Raw genomic sequence first — 1,404 nt, forward strand, 5'->3', positions numbered from 1 at the left:
TACCAGTCCTGCCATGCCCTTGCCGAAGCACCGGAGGGTATTGGTAAGCCCGGCGTTGTGACTGCCCAGCTCCCGGATATCCTGCCCCTTGATGAGCTTGGAAAAGAGAATGGCACTGTTGCAGCTGCCCAGCAGATACGCCAGCAGGGCAGCCAGAAAGGTTGCCAGAATAAAGTGTCCCATGGTTATGATCGCTCCTCATCTGAAGGCGGTTCTGCATCGGTTTGCAGTGCCGCCGGAAATCACTGGTCTCCGCCGCCCCGTTCCCGGATCACGAACCGGATGGGTGTGCCGGTCAGCCCGAAGGTGGTGCGGATCTGGTTCTCGATATACCGCTGGTAGGAGAAGTGGAACAGATCCGCCCGGTTGACGAAGGTCACAAAGGTGGGGGGCTTGGTGGAGGCCTGGGTCATATAGTAGATCTTCAGCCGTCTGCCCTTGTCGGAGGGAGGCTGCACCCGGGTGGTGGCGTATGCCAGCACATCATTCAAAGTGCCGGTGGAGATCCGGATGGCGTTCTGGTTTGCCACAAAGTGGATCATTTCAAACAGCTTGTTGACCCGCTGCCCGGTCTTGGCGGAAATGAACACAAAGGGCACATAGGACATGAAGCTGAAATCCTTCTCCAGCTTTTCCTGGAATTCCTTCATGGTGTTGGTGTCCTTTTCGATCAGATCCCACTTGTTTACGGCGATGATGGATGCCTTGCCCTGTTCGTGCGCGTAGCCAGCCACCTTGGAGTCCTGCTCGGTAAAGCCGGTCTGGGCGTCGATCATGATGATGCATACGTCCGCCCGATCCACCGCCATATAGGCACGGAGCACACTGAAATGCTCCACCCGCTCGGTGATCCGGGACTTTTTCCGGATGCCGGCTGTGTCGATGAACACGAACTTGCCCTGCTCATTTTCCACCACCGTATCCGTAGCGTCCCGGGTGGTGCCTGCGATATCGGACACGATCACCCGTTCCTCCCCGGCGATTTTGTTGATGAGGGAGGACTTCCCGGCATTGGGCTTGCCGATGACCGCCACCTTGATGCAGTCCTCGTCGTAGTCCTCTGCGTCGGTTTCGGGCAGGTATTTCAGGATCTCGTCCAGCATATCTCCGGTGCCGTGGCCGTGCTGAGAGGAGATGGGGAATGGCTCTCCGATGCCCAGATTGTAGAATTCATACAGCTCCAGGGGGGGCTCGCCGATGGTGTCGCATTTGTTCACCGCCAGCACCACGGGCTTACCGCTTTTCTGGAGCATATCCGCAACTGCATAGTCGTTGGCGGTGACGCCGCAGCGCACGTCCGTTACCAGCACGATCACGTCCGCCCGGTGGATGGCGACTTCAGCCTGTCGGCGCATCTGCGCCAGGATCACGTCGTCCGTGTCCGGTTCGATACCGCCGGTATCC

At 58.5% G+C, this 1,404-nt stretch carries 2 protein-coding genes; both read right to left on the reverse strand.

The window, feature by feature from the left end:
- Window positions 1–183: glycerol-3-phosphate acyltransferase (locus QVO51_RS09605; protein WP_288168108.1), on the reverse strand; the 183-nt coding region annotated here is incomplete at its 3' end.
- 59 nt (window positions 184–242) lie between these two features.
- A partial coding sequence (der, locus tag QVO51_RS09610; protein WP_288168110.1) for a ribosome biogenesis GTPase Der occupies window positions 243–1,404 on the reverse strand: 1,162 nt, incomplete at its 5' end.

The sequence above is a fragment of the Ruminococcus sp. CAG:379 genome, assembly GCF_000434255.1.
Lineage (GTDB): Bacteria > Bacillota > Clostridia > Oscillospirales > Ruminococcaceae > Ruminococcus_F > Ruminococcus_F champanellensis.